Raw genomic sequence first — 877 nt, 5'->3', positions numbered from 1 at the left:
GGCGGTGAACCGGCCGGTGCGTGGGGGCGGTTCGGGGCGATACCCGGGGCGGCGGCGCTGGCCCGCTGTCTGGAGCGTGCCGGGTCGACCGGGGCTCCGGCGGCCGGACCGGTGGCCCGGGTGGCCTCGGGTCTGCGGGCCGAGCAGGACCGGGCGGCCAGGGCCCGGGCCCAGCGGGCATCCGTGTTGATCACAGCTCCGGTGGGGCTCTGCTTTCTGCCGGCCTTCCTGGCGGTGGGTGTGGCACCGGTGGTGATCGGACTGGCGAGTCATCTGCTGCACGGCAACTGAACTACGGATCAAGGGGGTTGTTGACATGTGGAACTGGATGCGGGCCCGGGTGTGCGGGGGCGGCAAGGACGCGGGGATGTCCACGTCGGAGTACGCGATGGGGACGATCGCGGCCTGCGCCTTCGCTGCGGTGCTCTACAAGGTGGTCACGAGCGGGCCGGTCGCGGCCGCGCTGCAGGGGGTCGTCGAGAAGGCACTCCATGCGCCGTTCTGAGCAGCTCTCCGAGGCGGACGGGGGCTATGTGACCGCGGAGGCGGCGATGGTCGTCCCCGCGCTGGTGGTGTTCGTCATGGCGCTGGTGTGGGCGTTGACGGCGGCCGCCGCGCAGATCCAGTGCGTGGACGCGGCGCGGGCCGGGGCCAGGGCGGCGGCGCGGTCGGAGCCGGAGGCCGCAGCGGTGGCCGCCGCCCGGTCGGCGGCGCCGCGGGGCGCGTCGGTGACGCTGGTGCGGGCCGGGGAACTGTGGCGGGTACGGGTCGCCGTACCCGCCCCGGGTCCCGGCCCGCTGGGCCTGACGCTGAGCGCGGAAGCCGCAGCAATGGCGGAGCGATGACCGGGGGGAATCAGCCCTTCCGGCTATCGGGG

The 877-nt window shown here is 74.8% G+C and carries 3 protein-coding genes; all 3 read left to right on the top strand.

Features of this window, described 5'->3' with window-relative positions:
- Window positions 1–291, top strand: a 291-nt coding sequence (locus tag J0695_RS38285; protein WP_206969454.1) for a type II secretion system F family protein, incomplete at its 5' end; no start/stop codon positions are given.
- 25 nt (window positions 292–316) lie between these two features.
- Window positions 317–505, top strand: a complete 189-nt coding sequence (locus J0695_RS38280; RefSeq protein WP_242553713.1) for a DUF4244 domain-containing protein — start codon at window positions 317–319, stop codon at window positions 503–505.
- Window positions 492–845, top strand: coding sequence for a TadE family type IV pilus minor pilin (locus J0695_RS38275; RefSeq protein ID WP_242553712.1), 354 nt, complete (start codon window positions 492–494; stop codon window positions 843–845). The genes J0695_RS38280 and J0695_RS38275 overlap by 14 nt, the downstream gene beginning before the upstream one ends.
- The last annotated feature ends 32 nt before the right edge of the window (window positions 846–877 follow it).

Origin of the sequence: Streptomyces beijiangensis, from assembly GCF_017315755.1 — a bacterium.
In the GTDB taxonomy this organism is placed as follows: domain Bacteria; phylum Actinomycetota; class Actinomycetes; order Streptomycetales; family Streptomycetaceae; genus Streptomyces; species Streptomyces beijiangensis.
Note: the sequence above shows the minus strand (reverse complement) of the source record. Positions and strands in the feature narration are given on the sequence as shown.

What these genes read in the sequence shown, in the direction of transcription:
- J0695_RS38280 (WP_242553713.1), top strand. Translation starts at nt 317, where the DNA reads ATGTGGAACTGGATGCGGGCCCGGGTGTGCGGGGGCGGCAAGGACGCG.
- J0695_RS38275 (WP_242553712.1), top strand. Translation starts at nt 492, where the DNA reads ATGCGCCGTTCTGAGCAGCTCTCCGAGGCGGACGGGGGCTATGTGACC.